Origin of the sequence: Leptonema illini DSM 21528, from assembly GCF_000243335.1 — a bacterium.
Classification (GTDB): domain Bacteria; phylum Spirochaetota; class Leptospiria; order Leptospirales; family Leptonemataceae; genus Leptonema; species Leptonema illini.
Genome location: NZ_JH597773.1, coordinates 1,906,132 through 1,930,632 on the forward strand (window position 1 = coordinate 1,906,132; position 24,501 = coordinate 1,930,632).

Here is a 24,501-nt window from a genome sequence, read left to right on the forward strand (position 1 = left end):
GTATCGGCAAAGTTCAGCCGGATTTCAAAAAGGAGCGGATCTGCTCCAGAAAAAGCTCCGGATCTTCATCCTGCGGCATATGACCGAGATTCTCAAGTCGGATCAGACGCGACGCCCGAATCTGACGATGCCATACAGGGGCGAGATCGACGGGCAGAATCTCATCCTTTTCGCCCCAGACGATCAAAGTCGGGCTTTGAATTCCGGCGAGGTACGGATCAATCGGATAATGCATGCCGGCGTGAATATCTCGCCGCACGTAGTTATTCCACTCAAGGTTCTTCTTTTTCTTTTCTTCGAGGTCTTCGGGAATCTCAAGCTTATAGTATGGAAGAGGACCGCCGTTCTGAAGGCCGGCCGGGCTGATGAGAACGAGCTTTTTCACCTTCTGCGGATGAAGTAAAGCCAGACTGACGGCAATATGACCGCCCATCGAGTTACCGATGACAAACGCCCGATCGATGCGCTTATGATCGAGCAGGCGTTTTAAAAAACGAGCCTGGGCGTCCACCGAGTATTTGCGCCTTTCATCGCGCTCCGTCGTTCCCTGGCCGGGAATATCAGGCAGGATCACATGATAGCCCGAAGAGGCCATCACTCCGGCAAGCTTCTGCATCGAAGCCCGGCTCACGCCCAGACCGTGAACGAGAAGCACATGCGGGCCCCTTCCGCCTTCGAGAACGCCGACCGAATAACCCTTATCCCGATAGGAATAAAGCTTTAGCGGAGCGGCCGTCAACGCAAAGGCCGGCATCAACAGACAGAACAATATCAGCAAGCGTTTGAGCACGAGCCGTTGTAGGATTTGCAGCCCTGCTGCGAAGCAAAAAATCTTTCCGGTATTGCCCTTTGTTCTACAATGTAATATGCCCTTCGAGTCAGATGCCATGCTGCAATTCTACCATTATACGTTTCAGACGTTTCATATCGCGTTAATCCTATTCAATGTACTCGGCTGGATTCCACGACCGACCGCTCGCCTGAACCTGATCACACTCGTCGCTACAGGCCTCTCCTGGACGGTGCTCGGCGCCTTTTATGGGTTAGGATACTGTCCGCTCACGGACTGGCATTACGGCGTTCTTGAACGGCTCGGTCGCTACAACCTGCCCGTTTCGTACATCGCTTTTCTCATCGAAGAGATCTGGTCCATCCGCATTGCGACGGCGACGGCGGACTGGATTACGGGTACGACCTACGCCCTTGCCCTGCTGGCCTCCGTCCTGCGAAACATAAAGATCAGACAGACGTTACCGTAGAATCATCGAGCTCCGCTCTATAAAGCGACCCGGCGCGTCCGATGCAAACACAACGGGATTGCGATCAAGCATCCGCTCTTCATACAACGCGATCACATCGCCGGGGGGCGAGATCTCAACGGACTCATATACCGGACGGCATCGCCTCAGAGCATCAGCCTTCGGCTCGGGCAGATCGGCTATGGATTCTACGAGGGCCCCGGACTGCTCTTTATAGGCGACGCAGATTCGATCCGGGCGGTAATCGGTATGCGTGAGAACGATGCCGTCGGGCCGCATGCAATCAAGCGCATAACGCAGAAGCAGACGATCGGCATGGCCTACGCGAAAGTTTCCCTGAAACCCGGGCTCAAGGTTGTTATCCCGTTCAAAACACAGCGCAGGATCTTCGGTCGGGAACGGCCCATGACCGTGCCGCGTGGGAAGCGTGCGTATCACGCCCAGCGTTCTGCGCTCGCCTGTAAAGCCGGCCGCATCAAGCAGTCGCTCGGCGTTTCGCGGTCCTGTATGCGACGGCGTCACATGGGGAAAGAAGCCGGCCTCCATATCAAGCAGCATGCCCTGCGCCCCTTCAAATAGAAGAGTAGAGGACTCCCGGATCTTTGCAAGACCATCCACACATAGCACAAGGCGCGCAACGGCTGTATAACGCTGCACAAGAAATTCTGGCATGGCAGGCTCGCACAGATCGGTAAATAGCTCCTCTATCTGTTTTGAGAGTGGCGCCGCACCCATAACACTGCGAGCGCGCTCAATCTGATGTTCGCGAATCTGTTGCAGACGCCGCCGAAGAAGCGAAACGTCATACAGATCTGCAAAGCGCATCGTCGGAGCGCCGCTTCGCTCGTCCTGAAAGGCCACTCCGATACCGAGGCCACAGCTTCCATGCCGATCTTCGGCCCGACTCAGCTCTTCGATGCGATTCACATAGGCATGAAAGGCGGTGAGCGTAACGGCCTCTGCATCAACGTGAAGCAGCGAAAAAGGCGAGGCAAGGCCGGCGCCTTTCAGCCTCTCGGCTTCGTCTATCAATAGAAGAGGATCGACAAACGTGAATGACGAAAGCAGCGTCGGTACGCCTTCAAAGCTGCCGCTTCCAAACTGCGAGAAGCGAAATCGGACTCCGTTATGCTTAACGTGATGGGCGGCCTGTGCTCCGCCGTTAAAGCGGACGACCAGGTCGGGCCGGACCCGGCGCGAGAGATAGGCGATCGTCTCGCCCTTCCCTTCGTCGCCGAATCCCAGCCCGCAGACGATGGTGGCTCTCATCAGAGACGTTTCGAGCTTCCTCCGCGTTTTTTGTCGGCCTCAGATTTCGGAATGCTATCGCTGCTTACTCGCGCGGCGCTTCTAACACCCGGCATAGCCGACAATCCGGCGAGGGCCTTTCGCGTGCCGGCAAGCCGGGCCGCCGTCTGCTCCGTTCCCTGTAGATCGCCCATGAAGCTTTCCAGATCGTTCGCTCCACCAACAAGGCTGAGCGCGCCGAGCATGACGTCGAGGATGGAATGAGGATCATCGATGCGCAGAATATGCTCTTCCGGGATAACCGAAGCCCACTGGGCCAGGATAACGTCGTCGCGATAGTTGGCGTATTGATCGGCGGGCGTTTCATCGACCGGGGCACGATTACGCATCGACGGATCAAACTGAAACTCATAAATCAGCTGATTGGAATCAGGCCCCGCTTCGCCCTTTCCGCCGATGATGCCGTTGAAGCGTTTGATAACGCCGCCCACTTCGACCTCGGCGCGATAAGGAGTAGGTCCGGGGCTTTCATGAAAGCGATAGTTCTGCACGAAGACCGTGTACTTTCCCGAAGGCGCCTCGCCCTCGGACCAGCGCACGTTCTCGACGGGCTTCGTCGTCTCGCCTGACACGTTCATATCGACGTCAAGCCACCCTTTGCAGGCCGATTGTTTATGCGCATAATAGATCTCTTCACCGGATGGAGCGATCACATGAAGATCGAGGTCGTTCCGGTTATTCCAGATCAGCGATGCGCGCACATCGACGTTGCGATACTGACCGCCGGCCGCTTCGACGCGCTGCTGAATCTCGGCGTCGATATCGGCCTTGCGATCCTCGAAGCCTTTCTGCGGATAAATAAAAAACACATGATACTTCTGCTGTAGCTCGGCGAAGATCTCTTTAGAATCGATGTCATCGGCCACATCGTCGCCGATATAAGCGGCAATCTGATGCTTCGATACTTTCGGATAAAACCCTTCATCACCGACGAAAAACAGAAAGCCTTTGCGCCCTTCATTCAGGCATTCGAGCTTTGTCTTTCTGGCATAATAGTATGCGATCAATTCATAGGATTCCTGTCCCGTTCCTCCACCGCCTTCTTCAAGCCACAGGCTGGAAAGAGCTTCGTCAAGACGGTTGTCGGCTTCAAACTGACTGATCTGCACGGGCGCTCTGTCGCCGGCCGTCGCATCCCCGATGCCGGCAAAGCTCATGGCCGCCCCTTCGACGTATCCCTTCATCTCGATCATTCCGATAAACATGGGAAGCTTCTGGTAGACGATCTTCGAGTCGTTGCCGCGCGAGCGCGTCACATCAAGGGCGACGACGATGGGAGTTCGGTTCATGCATTCGCGTATCTGCCCTTTTATATCGAGCAGCGGATGCACTCCTCGTATCTCTTCACCTGATGCCGTATGTGCTACGCCTGCATAGGTGAAGGCATCGCGGTTCGTGGAGCGCGCCTGTCGCGCCACATCAAGACTGTAATTGCCGTATCCCATTCTTTCCTCCCACTGATACCACCAAATAGTAAATAATGAAGCGATAGAACCGCATCTGACCGTGCAACGCAAAGCAGGTCAAGTCGGTTTCCCTGACGCATCCCGTTGAAGAGGCATCAGGAGAGGCACTATCAAAGGTCTTCTACAAAAAAACCGTCCTGCCGTTACGTTCCGGGGCCGCTGTCCGATACTGAAAAAGGACTTGTCGGCATTACGGAGGGCATTTTTATGAACCTGAGGGTCATTCATGTTTGAGTCTCCTCTGCACGGAAAGCGTCGATCTCTGGTCGAAGTCGCCTTCCTCTCTCTCTGGCTTGCAGGCCAGCCGGTTCTTGCAGATCCGGTTACGGAGTCGTCTGAAACGGACTCCAGCAATCCTTCTATCCCCGTTCAACTTTCCAGTGAAGATATCGACACCGCCGTGGCTCTACGCTGTCCTGGCGAGGCCTATCGTGTTCTTGTCCTTGGCGACGGACGTGCGTTTTTACAGATCAATCCCGAGCATCCCGATCAACTGCAAGAGCTTGCCATAAGCGATGCCTTGAATCCGACGAAAACGACCATCGACTGCGGCGAGGCGTCTTTCGAGATTCGTACAAGCCCGCCTTTTTCGAATAAACTTGTAGAGCAGCACTTTGAGCTTGAAAAAGGAGAGGCAAGGTTCGCTTCGAAACGCGAGTATGACCCGACCGAACAGCTGCTTGAAGAAGCGACGCAGCTGGTGTTCTCTGGAAATCGCGATGCGTTGAACGCGCTTGATTTCTCGGGCATCGAGTTCGCCTACCAGTATGTGAATGCAGAACGCATCCATCGCTTGATGAACCAGTCTATGAAGCGATGCGACCGTCAGCCCTGCAAGCCACTGATCGAGAATACGTTTCTGTTAATCACGCGGCTCAGTACCGCCATATCCGGTACGGAGCGAGATCCGTCTCTACCCGCTCAATGGATACTGGCGCTTGACGATCTGGCCGTTCCCGTCGCCGATAGCGCCCCTCTGCTTTTGCGTTATACAGAGATCCTCAAGCGCATGAACCAGAGAGAGGATGCCATCGCAATCGTCGAAGAGCTCGTACGACGCGATACGGAATCGCCCGACATGCGTCTTTTCTACGGCGATCTTCTATGGGAATCGGGACAGAAAGAAGAGGCCAGGGTTCAGTACCGAGCCTTCGCCGAACTCATCGCCCGTGACGGAAAGACTCCGCCGGCGCGCATAGCACGCCTGCTTGCCGATTGATCCGCCGCTCGAACTGCTCTTGCCGTTACGGCTACAGGCCTTCCGATTCCTGTTTCTTTGATTCCTTTTCGGATTGGCTTGCCGTAAGGTATTCTCGCAGCTCGGCGCTTAACGATCCGGAACGCCCGGCATCGATCAGGCGATAGGCCCGCTCATCAAGAATAGCGGCTTCGTCGGGCGAGCCCAACCTTCGCGCAAGATCCGCTTCCTCTCGCAAAAGAAGGCCGGCAATCACGGCGCGATCGGCGTCAAGCTCACCGGTTACGGAGAACATGTGCAGCAACGCATCGGCATCCAATCGCAGAACAAGGTTGCGCGGCAGGCCGAGGAAATTGTGAAAGGCGGATTCAAGTTCAAGAGCAATGGACTCCGGATCGTTTTTCTTTACGAAGCCGGCAAGACGTGCGAGGAACATAACGAATTGCTGAAGCAGGCGGATCGTGTAGTCGCGATGAAACACGGGAACAGAATAGCGAACACTGGCAGAATCGGGAACAAGAAAACTTGACCGTTTCTTTGAATGCTCCAGCATCAGGCATGATCGGCCGCACAGGACCGGATGCCGTCTATGCGCATCTGACCGCGCTGCTTGCCGAGCTTGATGCGATCGATCGCGAGCTGAGAGATGTGAAGGGATGAATCCTGAACTGGATCGGCCATCTCTGTGGAAAGGTCGGGGATCTTGCTTTTCCAGGAAACCCCCGAAGAAGGTTAACCACGGAGGCACGGAGGAAATCAAAGGAGGAAAAAATAGAGTAAATCCGGAGTTCTTTCGCGAATCCGGGGCCTGTCGCTGTCAACAATTCGCAAATAAGGCCTCCAAACGCTCGAAACGTGTAAGCTGATTCGGAAGGACGAGCTGTGAAACCTCGTTCCGACTATGATTGGCTACACGAGATGTGTCTGTCAGTACAAAGTAGAACCACCGCGTTGAACGAGTATTCCGGAGCCCAGCTCCTATCAAATTTTCTAATTGACTTTTTTTATCAGGACGAGCTTCCTTGAGATACGCCCGATATAAACACAGGGTAATAATGGAGAAGGTCGTCCCCAGCCGCCCGACGACACATGCGAAAACAATGGAAATGCCTCTTCACGAAAACGAAATTCTGGTCTGGCTGCTGGGCACGGTAGTGCTTTCCTTTCTTCACATCTACAGAGAGCAAATCAACCATCTGCCCTCACCTCGCCTGCTCTTTGCCGCCTACATTTCTGTTTGGACGAGCTGGACATCGACGAATCTGGAACACCTCTTCTTTTACGAATTCTTCAATGTGCTCGAACATACGGGCTATGCACTGAACGGCATTTTGCTTCTGGCCTGGTGCAGCCTTGCTTTCTCGTCAAAGCATGAGGAGCAAACGGATGATAAGCGCGCTTGACCTGGCGGGCGCTCTTGCAGCAACCGTAGCACTGATTCGTTTTTCTTTAAACGGTCATGCTTCATTCAGCGCCGGCGAGCGCTGGATTGTACTCATCCTTTGCTCTACAACAGCGCTTATTAACACACTGAGTTTTATGGCCTGGATCGGGCACGACCATCTATCAGAGATTTCTGAGGATTGGAGCGACTATTTGCAGATTCTTCAGCCGGCCTTCTGGGGAATGCTCTTCTATGTCGTGCTGCAAAGCCGCCATCGCAGAGATCTCGCCGCCAGCCAGAAGCGGTTGCGCGATATAGTTGAAAACATGCCAGTACTGCTGACGGCACATGATTCTGACGGCAGAATCCTTGCGTGGAATAGAGAAGCGCATTCCGTAACTGGCTATTCCATCGACGAGATAGCGGAAACCGACCATCTACAGATACTGTTTCCCCAAGCGCAGCAGCGCGAAGATTTCCTCGCAGAATGTTCGAACGGCGGAGGGGATTATCAGCATTCCATTCGGACGATTGTCGGCCGCAACGGCAGCAAACACGTAGCCTGGTTTAACATTTCCCGTAAATATCCCGTTTCTGGCTGGGCGAACTGGAGCATCGGTCTGGACATCACAGAATCCGTACAGGCCCGTCAGCGCCTCGAATTTATGGCCTCACATGACGAGCTGACGGGGCTGGCCAATCGCGGATTGCTGCAGCATCGCCTGCGTTCGGCGATCGCCGCAATTGATAGCGCCGAGAGCATCGAGCGAATGGAAAGCATCGATTCAGTAGAGGCCATCGCTATCACAGGGAACACAGAGGTCTCACGCAGGTCGAATAGAAAAGGCGCACTGATCATGCTCGATCTGGATAACTACAAGATGGTCAATGATACATACTGACATTTGATCGGCGACCGCTTGCTATATGATGTCGGGCAGCGGATCCAGAACAGCGTGGGAAACGACGCTACGGTTGCCAGAATCGGCGGAGATGAATTCATGATCCTCATAACGGGGCTATCCAGAAAAGAGGAGGCGACCATCATAGCCGATTGGCTGCTAAAAAACTTAAGGGCGACGCCGTTTCATATCGATGGTGCCAGAATCTATACTGAAGCAAGCCTGGGTATTACCGTGTACCCGGATGACGGAAACGATCCGGCAGAGCTTTTAAAGAATGTCGATATGGCGCTTTATGCGGCAAAAGAAAACGGTCGCAACGGATTCTGTTTTTATTCCAGAGACCTGCACGATCGTTTTCGATGGCAGCATATGGTCGCTGAAAATTTGCGTTCCGCCCTTCTGAACGACGATCTTCAGCTATATTATCAACCGCAAATAGACGTTGCCGACGGTAGACTGATCGGCGCAGAGGCGTTACTGCGCTGGCCGGGTTTCGAAGGCGGACTATCGCCTGCGGTCTTCGTTCCGATCGCCGAATCCAGAGGCCTCATGCTTCCGCTCGGCCAGTGGGTTCTCAACAAGGCCTTCAGCCAGGCCGCACGATGGAATCAACAATCGGGTTTTACGACGGGCATCAACTTATCGGCGATACAATTTTACCAGTCCGACCTTGTAGATACCCTGAAAAAGCTGGTAACGCTTAACCGGATATCGCCTGAAAACATAGATCTTGAGATAACTGAGTCGGCCGTGATGCGCGATGCCGATCTGGCTATCGCTTCAATGAAGAGATTACGCGATAGCGGTTTTCATATCTCCCTTGACGATTTCGGTACTGGCTTCTCTTCGTTATCGTATCTGAAGCGCTTTCCCGTCTCTCGCCTCAAGATCGACCAGAGCTTCGTGCGTGGGATGGAATCCTCCGCCGACGATACGGCGATCGTACACGGCGTGATACGCCTCGGCCATGATCTCGGATTATCGGTCGTTGCCGAAGGCGTCGAAAACGCCGAGCAATGGAGTCTGCTCAAAGAAGGCGGATGCGACATCGTCCAGGGATTTTTCTTTTCCCCTCCCGTTCCCGTAGAGAATATGGAGGCCATGCTGGCGAAAGGCGATGCGCGGAATTGACAGACTCATCCCGTGACAAAGCCGAAGAAGGTTAACCAGTAGAGTAGAGAGGGTGCCGGAAGCCCGGCAGCCCTCCCCCTCGTCAAACCGGACGTGCAGATTTCCCGCATCCGGCTTTCCCGAAAACAGACCATCCCAGAGCGTATTCATTTGAGATAGAGCAGTCCCATTTTGCTTATCTGGGAGTAGAAGCTCACACCATTCGGCGGGCGAAAACCACGCTGACTTCTTCTCTTTAAATGCACTGTTAAGCGATGAACTGTATAGGAGTTGACTTTTCTAAAGGAAGCCGCTGGATAACCGAAGCGAAAATAATTTGACCAGCCGACAAGGGTTCTGTTGATACCGCCTATCATCTCATCAATAGGTTGATAGCACATCTTCTTGCCCGTCATGATCTTAAGCCTATCCCGCATCCGCTGCACGGCTTTCTTAGAGGGTAACACATTCAAATAGTCTCGATTTCTGCCCTTGAGATCGCGATCAAACCGAAAGGTAAACCCGAGAAAATCCAGACTCGCTTTCTTCTCCTTCAAGTTGACTGTCTTCGTCTTGTCACGATTGATCTTAAGACCCATGCGGGCTTCAATGAATCCCTCAACAAAATCGGTGAGGCGATCCGATTGATACCGGGCCAACACGACAAAGTCATCCGCATAACGAACAAGTTTTGCGTTGGCCCACACAGCGGGTCCGTTACGACCATGAAACACCTTATCGAAGTAATGTAGAAACAGGTTCGCGAGCAGCGGGGAGATCACTCCCCCCTGAGGCGTTCCCTGTTTCGATCTTGCGATGCGTGGTGGACTCCCTTTATCGTCGGGGGGTTCAACCACAGGCGTCTTCAACCACATCCGGATCAGTCGCAAGACCGACCTGTCACTGATTCTCTGCTCAACGCAGAGAATCAGTTTGTCATGTGGGATGGAATCGAAGTATCCTTTGAGATCAGCATCATATACAGCCTGAAAACCCGACAGAATATGACTTCTGATTTCTGCGAGCGCTGTATGTGCAGATCTTTTCGGTCTGAACCCGTAGGAACAGTCGAGAAAATCAGCCTCATAGATAGGCTCGATAATCAGGAGAGTCGCCATTTGCACGACTCGGTCTTTAATCGTCGGAATGCCAAGAGGACGGCGTCTTCCATCCGGCTTCGCAATATACTTCCTGCGGACCGGGCTTGGTCTGTACGTCTTCTCTTTCAGTTCCTTCTGTATCGATTCAAGAAATGCTTTCGCACCTCCTTTGCTGTTCTCAATTTGTTTGAAGGTTATCCCGTCAACGCCGGGAGAACCGCGATTCGCTTTCACTCGTGAATACGCCGCCTCCAGAACGTCCATCCTGAAGATACGATCATAAAGCACGTAAAATTTGAAGCGTGGTTCGTTCCTCGCCTTGTGATAGAGTTTCGATCTCAAAAGAGCGAGCTTCTCGGAAAGTCCCTTCTGGTTAAGCGGTATCGCTGCCTCAGTTCCCTTTCCTTCTTCCGTAGAGGATGTTTCCATCAAGCGGTCTTACTCCTTTTCTTATCCAAACTTGTTTTCGGCAGAGTCCCTTCGCTCCACCGGAATTACCCGACTTCCTCGCTACTATGGACTCCTCCGACTCCCGATGAGGATGAGTCACAGTTATGGATTCCTGTCACTCGTTGCCGAATCCCTCACCGGGCCTCCCAGGTTCCTCATGTCTTCCTTCTGCAAGTGCTATCCGCTCTGACCCCGAGCAGCCAGTCGGGTGCTAACCATTGCTTCCCCGACCGTGTCAGGCTTCACCAACTCCGAGAGGCTGGCCGCTGCTAATGGTGTAACGAGGCTCATGTCGGTTCACTTTTGTTACGGCCCTTACATTTGATCCGCGTGGCTTCACCCAAATGGATTACTCCAGCAGATGCACGCTTCACTACCCGCCGAATGGCTAATTGCGGGGTGGGTACCTTTCAACCCACGGGAGAACACAGGCTTATCCTGGCGCACCGGAGGCACGGAGGAAGAAAAAGTGGGCCTACAGCGGCGAATTAACGGGATCATTGATACCGATCTCGTTCCTCGTAACTCGGCCTGAAGAGATTTACCTCACGGCCGGCCCAGGAGAGAAATGCCTGCTGAGATGAATTTTAGTAGAGGCCAGGTTTACCAGTTTTCTGTCCCTCAGAAATTAGACTGACGTAGTACTATCTTGGTTTTTTTTCTTCACTCTGACGAACGATTAGCTTCCCGGTTTTTATCGCTTCGTCAAGATCAATAAGGCGAAGTGGTGGCGGTTGCGTTGGCCTTCTTCCCCTCAATTTATCCACCACCCAGGAAGCCAGTTCGCTAATAACAATACCTTCGTTGCTGACGTAGGCATTCCAATCAACAGAAGAAATATCAACGCCGAATCGTCGGGAGTAGGCAAGAATAAATTCATCGAAATCATCACCGCTCAGACCTAAATCATAAACGACATCCATATCACCCCGTAGATCTGATTCCGGAACCTTGGTAATCTCGGAAACTAAACTTGCGAATGCAGAGGAGATCATCGTCATCATTAATACCATCCTGTATCGACTTTCGTGCCTTTTCGTGCTTTTCGTGGACCATCAAATGCGTTCACAAAAAACCTGAAGAAGATTAACCACGGCGGCACGGAGGAGGAGAAGAGAACAGAGGAAATCCGGGGGCTTTCGCTAATTTCTCGATCAAAGAGCCCCCTCATGCCCCTCTGTTCTCCGCGCCCTCAGCGCCCTCCGCGATTAACCCATTCCTCTTCTCCCGTGGACAACCGCCTATACCAGCTTCAACGCCTCGCCCTCGGCCTTCAAGACATAGTCTCTTTCGGTATCGAAGTTGCCGGCCAGGATAAACCGTGCAAGCAGGTTGCCCGCCTCGCGCTGGATCAGGCGCTTGAGCGGACGGGCGCCGAACTGCGGATCGTAGCCCCGCTTCGCCAGCCAGTCAAGCACGGGCTTCTCGATCTTAACTTTAAGCCCCTGCTCTGCGGCTCGATCGACAAGCTGCTTCAGCTGGATCTTCACGATATGCAGAAGCGACTCTTCTGATATCGGATTAAAGAAGATGACGTCGTCGAGACGGTTCAGGAACTCAGGCCTGAAGAAGCGATGCAGATCGTCCTGGATCAGTCGCTCGCGCTCCTCGGCCGTACGGCTGAGATCCATCAGGTGGTGCGAGCCTATATTTGAGGTCATGATGACGATCGTATTCTTGAAGTCCACGGTGCGGCCCTTCGAATCGGTCAGGCGTCCGTCGTCAAAGAGCTGCAAAAAGATATTGAATACTTCGGGATGCGCCTTCTCCACCTCGTCAAACAGGATGACCTGATACGGACGGCGACGCACGGCCTCGGTTAACTGTCCGCCCTCGTCATAGCCTACATAGCCAGGAGGCGCACCGATCAGACGGGCGACGGCATGCTTCTCCATATACTCCGACATGTCGATGCGCAGGAGGGCATGCTCGTCGTCGAAGAGAAATCGAGCGAGCGCTTTGGCCGTTTCGGTTTTGCCGACGCCGGTGGGGCCCAGAAAGAGGAATACACCGACCGGCCGATTCGGATCAGAGAGCCCCGAACGGTTGCGTAGAATGGCCTCGCTGACCGATTCGATGGCCGGGTCCTGGCCGACGACCTGCTTGCGCAGTTCTTCTTCGATATGCAGCAGCTTTTCTTTCTCGCCCTGCATCATCTTTGATACGGGAATGCCCGTCCAGCGACTGACGATAAGGGCGATGTCTTCGTCGGTTACCTCTTCTTTAAGATACTGCTTCTGGCTTTCTTCGATGTTCTTCTCGATCTGCTTCAGCTCGTTTTCAAGGGCGGTAAGCTTTCCGTAGCGGATCTCGGCCACCTTATTCAGATCACCGACACGCTCGAATTCCTTCTCTTTAATACGCCATTGCTCGATATCTTCGCGGATGGCCTTCGCCTTCTCAACGTCCTGACGCTCCGTATCCCAGACGCCTTTCTTTTGCTGGAATTCCTCTTCGAGATCGGCCAGCTCCTGTTCGAGGATTTCAAGGCGATGCTTCGAGGCCTGATCCTTCTCGCGCTTCAGGGCCTCGCGCTCAATCTTCAGCGACTGCAATCGCTTCGAGATCTTATCGAGTTCTTCGGGAAGCGAATCGAGCTCGATGCGCATCTTGCTCATCGCCTCATCAATCAGGTCGACGGCCTTGTCGGGCAAGAAGCGGTCGGTGATATAGCGATCCGAGAGTTTTGCGGCGGCAACGATCGCGCCATCAGTGAGGCGGATGCCGTGATGCAACTCATAGCGGTCTTTCAATCCGCGCAGGATCGTAACGGTCTCTTCAAGGCTCGGTTCTTTCACATAGACGGGCTGAAAACGGCGCTCCAGCGCCTGATCCTTCTCAATGTGCTTCTGATATTCTTTCAGGGTCGTGGCGCCGATACAGCGCAGCTCGCCCCTCGCAAGAGCAGGCTTGATCATATTCGCAGCATCAAGCGAGCCTTCGGCGGCGCCGGCTCCCACAATCGTATGAATCTCATCTATAAAGAGGATGACCCTTCCCTCAGAGCGGGTGACTTCATCGAGCAGCGCTTTCAGGCGATCCTCGAATTCGCCGCGATACTTCGCACCGGCGACCATACTGCCGAGATCAAGGGCCCAGATCTCTTTGTCTTTCAGCCCATCCGGAACCTCGCCGGCGACAATCTTTCCCGCCATGCCTTCGACGATGGCGGTCTTACCGGTACCCGGTTCCCCTATTAATAGAGGATTGTTTTTCGTGCGTCGCGTGAGCACCTGCATCATGCGACGGATCTCTTCGTCGCGGCCGATGACGGGATCAAGCTTGCCCTTTCGCGCAGATTCGTTCAGATTGCGCGCATACTTTTCAAGCGCCTCCATAGTATCTTCGGGGTTCTCGGACGTTATCGGTCGATCTCCGCGAAGATCTTTGAGTACTTCTTTAACCGCCTCCGGAGTAAGACCCGTTCTCAACAGTTCTTGAGAATGTTTCTGTGTGCGGTCTTCAAGATAGGCGATGAGCACATGTTCGTTAGAAAGATACTGATCTGAGCGTTGTTCTGCGATCTTTTCGGCCTTCTGCCACAGCGATACGAACGTTGATGATGGCCTCACGTCCTCCTGCCCTTCCACGCGTGGAAGTCTTTCAAGAGCGGCTTGCAACGGAGCGATCACAGAATCACCCGATAGACCGAGTCGATCAAGAAGCATCGGTCCGATACCGTTCTTCTGACGTAATATTTCATACAGAAGATGTTCCGGTGTAAGTTCGGCATGATGTCTATCGCGAGCGAGCTGCTGTGCCGATGTTACGGCCTGCGACGCCATTGTTGTGATCTTATCGAGTCTCATAATCAACTACTCCACCCCGGTAGGGTATAACCGGGTTTCTTCTTATTTTAATACTTCAGAGAATTCAATAGAACCATTCCACATCAGTACACATCCTTCTCATCGACAGAACAGAAAGCAAAAAACATGCCCGCAAATATGCTCCGAAAGTCCTTCTTCTCTGCCCGCGGCAGACGGTGTTGCTGCCAGAAAGACAGCGACCTGTCAGTGCTGTCAGAGTGATGATAAACTTTCTAAACGAATCCGGCTTAAAAAGTCCGATTCTATTGACACGATGGACTTCTTCAGAAATTTGTGTATCGGGCGAAGTCTACCTAAATCCCCAAATACACGGAAGAAAAAGGTTCAGGCCAGATGGCACCACTAACACGTATTCTCCAGAAACACGGTTTGAAATTCCTGCTGTTGTTCCTCCTTCTTGGCGGAATCTACTATCTTTACGGCTACCCTACGAAATATCAGGGGTATGCACCCGATCAACCGATCCCATTCAGCCACAAGATCCATGCGGGCGAAGTGGGTGTCGATTGCCAGTTCTGTCATACTTCGGTTGATAAATCGGAACATGCCGGAATTCCCGATACGGCAACCTGTATGAAGTGCCACTCTCAGATCGCATCTGACAGTCCGGACATCCAGTACCTGCGTAGTTCTTTCGCGCAGGGCGTACCCATGCGATGGAATAAGGTTCACGACCTTCCCGACCACGCGCATTTCAGCCATAAGGCACACGTCGCCCGCGGCTTCGACTGCGTTCAGTGTCACGGCTCCGTCGAGAAGATGGACAAAGTTGAAGTCGTCGCCGAGTTCAACATGGGATGGTGTGTGAACTGCCACCGTATGTATACGGAGCAGGAGCATCCGGCCGGCAACAACACGATGGTGGGCATTACCAGCTGCGGTACCTGCCACTACTGATACTGACGAAAGAACATAGAAAAGGACAGATTCATGAGCCCGATAAAACAAGCTGTTGAATCCAGACGAAAGTACTGGCAGTCACTTGAAGAAAGAGTTCTGCCCGAAGCCGACGCCTGGAGATCTCCCGAATTCGAACAGTCCCGCAATGAAATGGCCGACGAGGCCGAGAAACAGAAATTCTCACGTAAGGATTTTATGAAGATTATGGGCGCCGGCGCGGTCATGCTTTCCGCTGCCTGCCGTCGTCCGACCGAGCAGATCGTTCCCGCCGTCGTGCAGGCGCCGGAATACGTTCCGGGCGAGAAGCTCTTCTACGCCTCTGCCACTCCTGAAGGCACCGGTATTCTCATTCACGCCCGCGAAGGCCGCCCCATCAAGATCGCCGGTAACGCCGACCATCCCATCACACGGGGAGGCGTTATGGCCACTGAAGTCGCCTCGCTGATGGATCTTTATGATCCCGATCGTCTGCGTTATCCGGTAACGCTGCGTAACGGTCGCAAGCGTCGCGCTGCCCAGAACGACATCATCGCCGAAGCGCAGAGCGCCGTGAAGGCCGGGAACTACGTCATCCTGACCGGGCCGATCAACTCCCCTTCGACGAAGGCTCTTATTGCCGACTTCTTGAAGAGCAATCCGGGCGGACGTCATCTTGAAATGCGCCCCGATCCGACGCTGCGTCAGATCCTTGAAGGCCAGGCCGCTTCTTACGGCGACCGTATCGTTCCCTTCTATCGTTTTGATCGCGCTGAGCTCGTCGTTACGATCGAAGCCGACTTCATGGGCACGATGCCGGGCTCTTCGGCTTATACGGCCGACTACATGAGAGGCCGTGATCTTCGCGCAAAAGGCAGCAAGTATAACTCTCTCATCGCCTTTGAATCGATGTTCACCGTAACCGGTTCAAACGCCGAATCACGCGTTCCGATCCGTCCGGGCGATGCCGTTACCGTAGCTCTTTCGCTTGCCGCTCATATCAACAACGGTCTGAAGCAGGGCAAGTTTGCCGGCAACGCTCAGGTATCTGATCTGCTGAAGAACTATATGCCCGAAAAGGTCGCCTCGGCTCTCGGTATTGAAGCGCAGGCCATCTCTTCGGCCGCTGATGCGCTGTGGAAATATCGCGGACGCTCTCTTGTCGTCGGCGGATCGCCGCAGAGCGCCGTCGGTAAGGCAGCCGCTCTTGCCATCGCCGTCAACCTTCTCAACTCCATTCTCGAAAACGACGGCGTGACCGTGGACCATGCTCATGCGCTCGGTCTTTCGGCTGGCTCGTCTGAGAAAGAGATCCTTGAGCTCGTCGAAGATCTGCAGAACGGTAAGGTGAAGTCGGTTATCATGGCCGGCGCCAATCCCGTGTATCACCTGCCTTCGTCGCTGAAAGTAAAAGAAGCCCTTTCGAACGCCAACTACGTTCTTTCGATCACCGATCACATCGACGAATCGACCCTGGCGGCGAAGGCCGCTCTGCCCGTTTCGCATTACCTCGAAAGCTGGGGCGATGTTGAAATCGTGAAAGGCGTGCGCTCCGTCGTACAGCCGGCCATCCGCCCGCTGTATAACACCAGTTCGCTTGAAGACTATCTGATTCAGATCGCCGGCGGTTCGCTTGGCGGCGCCTCTTCGTTCCACGAGTATCTGAAATCTCGCTGGGCCGACGTCGCAAAAGGATCGTTCAACGATTTCTGGATCAAGACGCTGCAGGCAGGATTCCTCGCCTCCACGTCGCTGAAAGGCCAGGCAGCCAATCGCAATTTCAATACGGCCGCTCTGCAGGCGCTTCCCGTTTCTCCCGAAACGAAAGCTGGACTGCGCGTCGGTCTCTATTACAACGTGCAGGTCCTCGATGGTACGGGCGCCAACAACGCCTACCGTCAGGAGCTTCCCGAGCCTGTAACAAAAGGCGTCTGGATGAACTATGCCGTCATCCTGCCCGAAACGGCCCGTCAGATGAAGCTGAAGCAGGGCTCCGTGATCGAAGTGAAGACGCCGTCCGGCTCGGTAAAGGTGCCCGTGCTGCTGCAGCCCGGTATTCACCCCGAGGCCATTCTGATCGCCCTTGGCTACGGCCGCACCGCAGCCGGCAAGATCGGCGACGAGCGTGGCGCCAATGCCATCGAGCTTGCTCGAGTCGGCACCGATTCGCTGATCCTATCCGGCCTTGAGCTTGCCAAAGAAGGCGGACTGGTCGCTACCGGCGATCGTATCAAGCTGCCCAATACGCAAACCGTATATCGCAGCGGACGCAACACCGAAGATCGTGCCTTCTTTGCTCCTGCAAGCACTACGGAAAAGGACAATCACGCCGAGCATGCCCCATCTGTGGGCGGAGCCCCCTATGACGGATCCGCACAATATGGTCGCCCGCTGATTCGTGAGGCCTCGCTTGAGGACTACCGTAAAGATCCGAAAAACGAAGAGATCTACAAGCCTGAAGGCGTTCACTATCCCGACAACGCCGCTATCATGACGGGCTGGAAGTACGAAGGCATCCGCTGGCACATGGTCATCGACCTCAATGGCTGCACCGGTTGCGGTTCCTGTGTAACCTCCTGTAACATCGAGAACAACATTCCGATGGTCGGTCCCGATCAGGTCTATATGGGCCGTGAGATGCACTGGCTTCGCATCGACCGCTACTACAGCGGATCAGAGGCGAATCCGACCGTTGCGCATCAACCGATGCTCTGCCAGCACTGTGAGAATGCTCCGTGCGAGAACGTATGCCCCGTCGGCGCCACGGCCCACGACACTGAAGGCCTGAACGTCATGGCCTACAACCGTTGCGTCGGAACTCGTTACTGCGCTAACAACTGCCCTTACAAAGTGCGCCGCTTCAACTGGTTCGAGAACTGGGATTATATGGAAGGGCTGGTCCGTCATCTGCGTGACCCGCAGCAGCTCGCACTGAACCCCGACGTAACCGTTCGTCGCCGTGGTGTGATTGAGAAATGCTCTCTCTGCATCCACCGACTGAACCGTGCCCGTCAGGACATGAAGGTTAAAGGACAGAAGAAACTTGTCGACGGCTCCGTGCAGACAGCCTGCCAGGAAGTATGCCCGTCGAATGCCATCACCTTTGGTGATATCAACGATAAGGATTCCAGAGTTCATCAGCTTGCAGCCGATCATCGCGGCTACAAGGTTCTCGATTTCCTGGCGACGAATCCGTCGATCACCTATCTGGCGAAAGTCAGAAATAAAGTAATCTAAGGCGAGCGAAGAACATGGCAAATCTTACCGCAGAACAGAAAGAGTTCTTGAACCCCACCCTCGTGCAGGGTGGCAAGACCTACAAAGACGTTAACAACGACGTCGTGAAGCCCGTCGAAACCTTCCCCTCCAAACTCTGGTGGGGAGGCTTCTTGATCGCCCTCAGCCTTCTCGGACTTCTTGGCGCCGAGATCGCCTACCTGATTTCGACAGGTATCGGTATCATCGGCATTAACACGCCGGTGAGCTGGGGCTCCTTCATTATTACGTTCGTCTTCTGGATCGGTATCGGTCATGCCGGTACGCTGATCTCGGCGATCCTTTTCGTCTTCCGTCAGCAGTGGCGTATGGCGATCAACAGATCGGCCGAGGCCATGACGATCTTTGCCGTGGCCTGCGCCGGTATCTTCCCGCTCATCCACGTCGGTCGTCCCTGGCTGGTGATGATCTGGTTCCTTCCGCTGCCGAACGAGCGTGGAACGCTGTGGCCGAACTTCCGCTCCCCTCTTCTGTGGGACATGTTCGCCATCTCGACCTACCTCATCACCTCGCTGGTGTTCTGGTATATCGGTCTGATTCCCGACTTCGCTTCGATCCGTGACCGTGTTAAAGAAAGCAACTGGTGGCAGAAAACTCGCAAGGCCGTTTACTCCGTCCTTTCATTCGGATGGGTCGGATCAACAAGAGCCTGGTCGCACTATGAAGCGACGGCGATGATCCTTGCCGGTCTTTCCATGCCTCTCGTTTTCTCGGTTCACACCATCGTTTCGTTCGACTTCGCCACCTCGGTGATTCCCGGCTGGCATACGACGATCTTCCCTCCTTACTTCGTAGCCGGCGCCGTTTTCTCGGGCTTCGGTATGGTTCTTACGCTGCTCATCGTTATGCGTGAGGTTTTCAACTTCAAAGAATACATCACGATCAAGCACCTCGAGAACATGGCGAAGGTCGTTACGCTTACGGGTTCGATGGTCGGTCTGGCCTACAGTACGGAATTCTTCATCGCCTGGTATTCGGGATCGATGTTTGAAGGTTTCGCCTTCCTGAACCGTGCCTTCGGACCCTACTGGTGGTCTTACTGGATCATGGTCAGCTGTAACGTGATCTCTCCGCAGCTGTTCTGGTTCAAGAAGCTGCGCACCAATCCCGTATTCCTCTGGATCGTATCGATCTTCGTAAACATCGGCATGTGGTTCGAGCGCTATGTGATCGTCGTCACCTCGCTGCACCGCGACTACCTGCCCTCCAGCTGGGATCTTTACATCATGACTCCGCATGAATTCGGCATCCTGCTCGGTTCGTTCGGTCTGTTTTTCACGCTCTTCCTGCTCTATGCCCGGTTCTTCCCGGCAATCGCCATGGCAGAGGTGAAAACCATTATCAAATCACCAGGAGCAAAGGGCTTCGGTCATTAAGCCGTAGCCTGGAGAAGAGAGGAATCCAATGGAATTCATCAATAAGAAACTCGAACCCGCTCTTGAGAAGCTTGAAGGAGCGCTGGATCGCTTCTTCGGAAAGCAGATTGAGATGGTCGAAGGTCTGATCGAAAAGACCTTCGAATACACCTACCGCGAAACGACAAACGGCGTATTCGGTCTGTTCAGCACTCCCGAGCAGATCTCGCATGCGGCAAAAGAGACGGTGAAGAAAGGTTTTACCAACTTCGACTGCCTCACTCCGTTTCCCGTGCACGGCTTGGAATACGACATGGGCCTGAAGCGCTCGAAAATCCCGTATGTTACGTTTGTGATGGGACTTGTCGGTCTGGCAACGGCCATATTCTTACAGCTGAACGTGCATGAGATGGTCATTCCGGTAACGATCACACATGCCATCGATGCGATGCCGAACCTGAACTCGTATCCGATTAACTACGGCGGCAAGCCGACCTACTCCTGGCCGGCCATGCTGCCCATCGCCTTCGAGCTTACGGTTCTTTTCGCCGGAGCCATCGGCACGGTCGGCGCTCTGATGGCGCTGGCACGACTGCCGATGCCGGGTCGTAAGATCCTGCATCCTTCGATTACGGACGACAAATTCTGTCTCTGGATTCCCTCGGATTCCGCGAACTTCAGCGAAGAAGGCGTGAAAAGCTTTCTGAGCGAGCTCGGAGCAGAAGAAATCACGGTGGTGAAGTGAATATGAAACGTTATACAGTACTGGCCTTTTCGGCCGCCCTGCTGGCCTCGTGCAACTACTCGGGCAATAAGTCAGGCGCTCATTATTTCCTCGACATGCATGATAACATGGCTGTCGAGGCGCAGGAAGAGGACCTTTCGACTCTGAATCGTAGCTTCGACGGCACCTATGCAAAAGGCGCTGATAACATCGAAGTCTGGTCAGGGCCTGGCGCCGGTCTTCGTGTTCCACCTCAGGGCACGGTTCCGCGCAACTATCAGCCCTACCTTTATGATAGCGGCGACTTCGAAACGCCGGCCCGTGAGCTGAAGAATCCTCTGATGGCGACGGCTGAAGTTCTGAAGAACGGACAGAAGCAGTATAACATCTACTGCGGCGTCTGTCATGGACAGCTCGGTCATGGCGACGGCCCCGTTACGCCTCGTTTTGCCGACATCCCTGCTCTTGCAGGAGGCAAGTCGCAGGTGCTCGACTGGGAAGACGGCAAGTTCTTCCATATCATAACCGTCGGCCGCGCACGGATGAAGCCGTATGCCGCTCAGATCTCTCCCGAGAACCGCTGGGCGATCATTCACTACATCCGCCTGCTTCAGAAACAATAAGGAGTTATTGCAATGCATCTTCCCGGTAATGATAAACTGGAGTTCCGCATCTCTCCGATGTTCCGGAACGTCGCTCTGGGCCTGATGGGCCTGGGCCTACTTCTGATCGCGTATCAGATCATCGCTCCCTGGCATGGCTCAGTTCCGCATGAGGAAGGCCATGGTTACAGCAATCCGCGTCTTTTCATGTCGATGAACCTGGCGCTTCTTGTCGGTATTCCCGTCGCCCTGGGCGGTATCTTCTTCACCGCGCTGCACCACCTTTCGGGTGCGGCATGGAGCACGACCGTCCGTCGCCTGTCCGAGTCCTTCTTCTGGTCTCTTCCGGTGCTTCTTGTCTTCCTGGCCGTCGTTCTCTTCGGCATGAAAGATGTGTTCCACCACTGGGCGACCTACGTTCCCGGTAGCGAACCGAAGGACGCGCTTCTCGAAGTGAAGGCAGCTTACCTGAACCAGACGTCCTTTATAATCAGGAACATCGTTATCTTCCTGATCTGGATCGGCTTCGGCTTCCTTTTCTGGAAGACCTCTGTAAAACAGGATGCTGACGGTGAGTTCAAGCATACGTCGCTTCTTGTGAAGCTCTCTGCCGGCTTCATGGTCGTCTTCGGACTGACGCTGTCGGTTTCGTCCTGGGACCTTGGCATGTCGGTGGAACCGCACTGGTTCTCGACGATGTGGGCGGTTTACTTCTTCACCGGCCTTGGACTGAGCGTCTTCGCCGCCATGATCCTGTGGATCTGGTATCTGAAGCGTGCCGGCTATGTTGCCGAATCCGTGAACACCGAGCATATCCATGACCTCGGCAAATGGCTGTGGGGCTTTACGGCCGGCTGGGCTTACATCGCCCTCGGTTCGCAGTTCCTTCTCATCTGGTATGCGCACATTCCCGAAGAGACGATCTTCTACCACACTCGTATGTATAACGACGATATGACCTACAACGCATGGGGTTTCATGTCGCTCGTCATCGTCATGCTGCGCTGGATTCTTCCTTTCTTCCTGCTGATCAAGCGGGAATGGAAGCGTAACCTGAACTGGCTGGCCATCAACGCCATCGTCGTTCTTGTCGGTCAGGTGCTCGATATGTACTGGGTGCTTTATCCGACGCTGGACGGCGGCCACTTCATCTGGCCTTCGATTCAGGAACTCGGACCTCTGCTTCTGCTGGTCGGCGCCTTCATGCTGTCCACGGCATGGGGACTGAGCCGTGCGAAGCTGATCCCGGTTAAGGATCCGCGACTTGAAGAGTGCCTGCACTCCCATCATTGATCGAAGAAGAGGAACTCATGAACTACAGGAATACGATCATCGGCAGCATGGCAACGATCGCCCTGCTTGCCTCGTGCAAGAAAGAGACTCCGATCTATGAAGCGACCGCAGAGGCACTTCACAACGGTTCTCTCTATTACAACGTTTCTGAGGCGAACTGTAAGTCCTGCCACGGAACGGATTGGAACGGCAACGGGCCCGAGGCCCGTTCTCTGAAAGAACAGGGACTGGCCGTTCCCGATTTCACAGCCGCTCTGTCTCCCGACAAAACGGTGCTGGATTATTTCAAGGCGATCACGATCGGCACCGAGAAAACGAAATCTCTGCCGTCGGCTCATGCCTACCAGAGCCATACGGACCGCTCTCGCTGGGCGATGGCGAACTTCCTCTATTCGCTTGGCAAGCCGTCCTCTGACGAAGCTCGTCGCAAGACGGCAAGCGAAGCGGCTATGAAAGAGATTCAGGCCGCCTATTCGAATAGCCGTCGCTGGTATATGGGCGATAACAAGCCTTCAGCAGAAAGAGAAAAAGCGCCTGCTCTTGAGGCCCTTCTTTCGAAGGCCGGATTCACGCCGAGCAGCGAGATCTCCGTCGTTCCCGTTTCGGATTCGCGTCGCGAAGGCGCCTTTCATGCACAGGACAGCCAGGCAGAGGGATATGCTCTCTATAAAAGCAACTGCCAGTCCTGCCACGGCGTATTCGGCGAAGGCTCTCAGGGAGCCGTTCATCTCGGCGCCCTGCCCGGTGAAGGCGAAGGCAAAGGCGGCATTCCGCGCCTGAAGCCCGTTCATGCCTCCATCCGTGACCTGGCCGAGGTCGGCGCCCTTTCAGCCGGAGCTCTGAGCTCCGCACACAACGATAAGGATGCGTTCGGACAGAAGTCGCATGCTCTGACTGAAGAGCAGTGGGAGCTTCTGGCCGATTACATTAAATCCATCACCGGAAAGTAACCATGATACAGACAGATCGTTATTCCAAATCCATCGTGTATTTCAAGAACGCCGGTATCGTGTGGACCTTTCTCGGTCTTACAGCCGGACTGCTCAATGAAATGCAGATGATGTTCTCCGTTCCGGGCAGCGATTCTCCGCTCTCATACGGCCTTCTCAAGGCCATCGCTGCCAATATGACCATCTTCGGCGGTTTTCTGTCGTTCTTCCTGGCCTATGCTCTGCGCATTCTGAATGCAGAAGGCGGCAAGCAGAAGATTGATATGATCGCCCGTGTGTCGTTCTTCCTTCTTCAGATCGGTCTGGGCATCGGTCTTGTGTTCATCGCCGCCGGTTATGCCGACGGTCGTGAATACGGCGAGATGAACTTCCACACCGACAACATGATCCTGCTTTCAATCGCCATCGTGCTGGGCCTTTCGATCTTCAATCTGAACGGACAGAAGCTCTCTGCTGCCGCTCAATTCCAGCTTGTGACGCTTTCGGGCATGGTCGTCTCGTTCTTTCTCGGCAACTTCGGATTCCCGAATTCGCTGATTACGGCCGTCGCTCCGACGTCGGGCATCCAGGACGCCGTCGTGCAGGAATACTACCGCATGGCCGTGCTGATGTTCTTCGTCTATCTGCCGCTTCTCACCATCCTGTATCAGGCTGTGCCCGAGAAGTTCGGCGTTGAGATTCAGAGCCAGCCTGCCGTGCGCTTCCAGCTGCTTGTGTCGATTCTCTTTATTCCGCTTGCCGGCGCCGGAGCGCTTCTCTACTCCGTTGCTCCGCAAACGCTGCAGATCCTCGGCGCCTACACGTCGGCAGCCCTTGCCGTCTCTGTCGCTGCCGGAACGGTGAATCTTCATCAGAGTTTCAAGGCCGCTGCAGGCACAGCCTCTGACGGCGTTGTGGCAGCGATCCGACTGGGCGGTACGTTCCTGACGCTGATCACGGTGCTGCAGTTCGTTACCCGACTGCCCTTTGCAAAACACTATCTGCAGTATACGGCATGGAACGACGCCGATCCGTTCTTCACCGCCACGACGGCCGGTCTGATCGTGCTCTTTGTAGCGGCGGCGATGATCTCGTCGAACGGCAAAAACGGTCCTTCGGGCTGGGTGCTGGCCGTGCTCTCGACGGGCGTGCTTCTGATTCTTCCGGTTACGCTGATCCAGGGCCTGCTTGAAGGCATGGCCGCTCTTGGTATGACCGAAGACGGAGCCGCTCTGAAGAATCCGTCCTGGGCAGCCGTTTCGACGGTCAGCTCCTTTGTAAAAGGCGGAACCGCTCTTCAATACGTCGCCTCGCTGAACGGAGTGATCCTGCTTGCGAAGCTTCTGATCTTTGTCGCCTTCTTCCCCATTATGGGATCGTTCTTTGAAGAAGGCGATGCCGCTCTCACAGCTGAGAGCAAGGCAGCTTGAGGGAGA

20 protein-coding genes are annotated in these 24,501 nt (G+C 54.4%); 13 read left to right on the forward strand and 7 right to left on the reverse strand.

Annotation, left to right across the window (positions count from 1 at the left end):
- Window positions 1-13: 13 nt before the first annotated feature.
- Window positions 14-790, reverse strand: a complete 777-nt coding sequence (locus LEPIL_RS08760) for an alpha/beta fold hydrolase (protein WP_157135045.1) — start codon at window positions 788-790, stop codon at window positions 14-16.
- Window positions 791-866: 76 nt separating this feature from the next.
- On the opposite strand from LEPIL_RS08760, the gene LEPIL_RS08765 reads away from it, so the two are divergent.
- The gene (locus LEPIL_RS08765; RefSeq protein ID WP_052608252.1) at window positions 867-1,259 is read left to right on the forward strand and encodes a DUF2784 family protein; all 393 of its coding nucleotides are present in this window, start codon (window positions 867-869) and stop codon (window positions 1,257-1,259) included.
- Here LEPIL_RS08765 and LEPIL_RS08770 read toward each other — a convergent pair.
- Entirely contained in the window at window positions 1,251-2,528 is a 1,278-nt protein-coding gene (locus LEPIL_RS08770) for an adenylosuccinate synthetase (RefSeq protein WP_002771937.1), read from the reverse strand. The two genes, LEPIL_RS08765 and LEPIL_RS08770, sit on opposite strands and share 9 nt — an antisense overlap.
- Window positions 2,528-4,012 (reverse strand): hypothetical protein, encoded by a 1,485-nt coding sequence (locus tag LEPIL_RS21895; RefSeq protein WP_002771939.1) that lies wholly within the window; start codon window positions 4,010-4,012, stop codon window positions 2,528-2,530. Before LEPIL_RS21895 ends, LEPIL_RS08770 begins: the two co-directional genes overlap by 1 nt.
- Window positions 4,013-4,259: 247 nt before the next feature.
- Here LEPIL_RS21895 and LEPIL_RS08780 point away from each other — a divergent pair, with 247 nt between their 5' ends.
- Window positions 4,260-5,252, forward strand: coding sequence for a tetratricopeptide repeat protein (locus LEPIL_RS08780; RefSeq protein ID WP_002771940.1), 993 nt, complete (start codon window positions 4,260-4,262; stop codon window positions 5,250-5,252).
- A gap of 31 nt (window positions 5,253-5,283) precedes the next feature.
- On the opposite strand, the gene LEPIL_RS08785 is transcribed toward LEPIL_RS08780, so the two are convergent.
- Window positions 5,284-5,784, reverse strand: a complete 501-nt coding sequence (locus LEPIL_RS08785; RefSeq protein ID WP_002771948.1) for a hypothetical protein — start codon at window positions 5,782-5,784, stop codon at window positions 5,284-5,286.
- A 547-nt stretch (window positions 5,785-6,331) separates the two neighbouring features.
- Here LEPIL_RS08785 and LEPIL_RS08790 point away from each other — a divergent pair.
- From LEPIL_RS08790 to LEPIL_RS08795, 3 genes are read left to right on the forward strand one after another with little or no spacing between them, the layout of a single operon-like run.
- Window positions 6,332-6,634 carry a hypothetical protein gene (locus LEPIL_RS08790; protein WP_078123444.1) on the forward strand — a complete coding sequence of 101 codons (303 nt, stop codon included), beginning with the start codon at window positions 6,332-6,334 and terminating at the stop codon, window positions 6,632-6,634.
- Window positions 6,618-7,517 carry a PAS domain S-box protein gene (locus tag LEPIL_RS21900; RefSeq protein WP_052608253.1) on the forward strand — a complete coding sequence of 300 codons (900 nt, stop codon included), beginning with the start codon at window positions 6,618-6,620 and terminating at the stop codon, window positions 7,515-7,517. Before LEPIL_RS08790 ends, LEPIL_RS21900 begins: the two co-directional genes overlap by 17 nt.
- Before the next feature lie 3 nt (window positions 7,518-7,520).
- Window positions 7,521-8,651: an EAL domain-containing protein gene (locus tag LEPIL_RS08795; protein ID WP_052608254.1), complete on the forward strand. Its 1,131-nt coding sequence runs from the start codon at window positions 7,521-7,523 to the stop codon at window positions 8,649-8,651.
- 146 nt (window positions 8,652-8,797) lie between these two features.
- On the opposite strand, the gene ltrA is transcribed toward LEPIL_RS08795, so the two are convergent.
- From ltrA to clpB, 3 genes are all read right to left on the reverse strand, one after another.
- Window positions 8,798-10,159, reverse strand: coding sequence for a group II intron reverse transcriptase/maturase (gene ltrA / locus LEPIL_RS08800; protein WP_002769328.1), 1,362 nt, complete (start codon window positions 10,157-10,159; stop codon window positions 8,798-8,800).
- A 665-nt stretch (window positions 10,160-10,824) separates the two neighbouring features.
- Window positions 10,825-11,184, reverse strand: a complete 360-nt coding sequence (locus LEPIL_RS08805) for a DUF1493 family protein (protein ID WP_002771951.1) — start codon at window positions 11,182-11,184, stop codon at window positions 10,825-10,827.
- 237 nt (window positions 11,185-11,421) lie between these two features.
- A complete protein-coding gene (gene clpB, locus LEPIL_RS08810; protein ID WP_002771952.1) occupies window positions 11,422-13,989 on the reverse strand; it encodes an ATP-dependent chaperone ClpB in 2,568 nt (855 codons plus the stop codon).
- Window positions 13,990-14,343: 354 nt separating this feature from the next.
- Here clpB and LEPIL_RS23915 point away from each other — a divergent pair, with 354 nt between their 5' ends.
- From LEPIL_RS23915 to LEPIL_RS08850, 8 genes are all read left to right on the forward strand, one after another.
- Entirely contained in the window at window positions 14,344-14,907 is a 564-nt protein-coding gene (locus tag LEPIL_RS23915; RefSeq protein WP_002771954.1) for a cytochrome c3 family protein, read from the forward strand.
- 33 nt (window positions 14,908-14,940) lie between these two features.
- Window positions 14,941-18,123: a TAT-variant-translocated molybdopterin oxidoreductase gene (locus tag LEPIL_RS08820; protein ID WP_002771961.1), complete on the forward strand. Its 3,183-nt coding sequence runs from the start codon at window positions 14,941-14,943 to the stop codon at window positions 18,121-18,123.
- Between the two features lie 14 nt (window positions 18,124-18,137).
- Complete coding sequence (gene nrfD, locus LEPIL_RS08825) at window positions 18,138-19,538, forward strand: NrfD/PsrC family molybdoenzyme membrane anchor subunit (protein WP_002771963.1); 1,401 nt, start codon at window positions 18,138-18,140, stop codon at window positions 19,536-19,538.
- 112 nt (window positions 19,539-19,650) lie between these two features.
- On the forward strand, window positions 19,651-20,262 hold the full coding sequence (locus LEPIL_RS08830) for a DUF3341 domain-containing protein (protein WP_040919960.1): 612 nt from the start codon (window positions 19,651-19,653) through the stop codon (window positions 20,260-20,262).
- A 2-nt stretch (window positions 20,263-20,264) separates the two neighbouring features.
- Window positions 20,265-20,864: a c-type cytochrome gene (locus LEPIL_RS08835; protein WP_002771965.1), complete on the forward strand. Its 600-nt coding sequence runs from the start codon at window positions 20,265-20,267 to the stop codon at window positions 20,862-20,864.
- A gap of 12 nt (window positions 20,865-20,876) precedes the next feature.
- Complete coding sequence (locus tag LEPIL_RS08840) at window positions 20,877-22,136, forward strand: hypothetical protein (RefSeq protein WP_002771966.1); 1,260 nt, start codon at window positions 20,877-20,879, stop codon at window positions 22,134-22,136.
- A gap of 17 nt (window positions 22,137-22,153) precedes the next feature.
- The gene (locus LEPIL_RS08845; RefSeq protein WP_002771967.1) at window positions 22,154-23,086 is read left to right on the forward strand and encodes a cytochrome c; all 933 of its coding nucleotides are present in this window, start codon (window positions 22,154-22,156) and stop codon (window positions 23,084-23,086) included.
- A 2-nt stretch (window positions 23,087-23,088) separates the two neighbouring features.
- Window positions 23,089-24,495 (forward strand): cbb3-type cytochrome c oxidase subunit I, encoded by a 1,407-nt coding sequence (locus tag LEPIL_RS08850; RefSeq protein WP_002771968.1) that lies wholly within the window; start codon window positions 23,089-23,091, stop codon window positions 24,493-24,495.
- Window positions 24,496-24,501: the final 6 nt, after the last annotated feature.